We start from the raw sequence: 254 nt of genomic DNA on the forward strand, positions 1-254 counted from the left end.
CGTGCCGGTGCAGCCGGGGAACTCCGGCGGCCCGCTGATCGACTCGGAAAGCGGATGGGCCGTGGGCGTCATCACCCTGAGGCTGGACCACACCTCCGACGGTCGGTCGGCGGACAATGTGAGCTACGCGCTGAAGGCATCCGTCCTCCACGACTTCGTCTCCGGCACGCCGGAAGCCGCTGATTCCGTGAAGGGAGCGACCCCTGACAAGGTCGGGAATTCGACCGAGATCATCTCCCGGGCAAAGGGCGCAT

1 protein-coding gene is annotated in these 254 nt (G+C 66.5%); it reads left to right on the forward strand.

Translation table 11 applies throughout. The features are described from left to right. A partial coding sequence (locus tag L9G74_RS24440; RefSeq protein ID WP_238898808.1) for a MarP family serine protease occupies positions 1 to 254 on the forward strand: 254 nt, incomplete at both ends.

Origin of the sequence: Shewanella electrica (assembly GCF_022321485.1) — a bacterium.
Classification (GTDB): domain Bacteria; phylum Pseudomonadota; class Gammaproteobacteria; order Enterobacterales; family Shewanellaceae; genus Shewanella; species Shewanella electrica.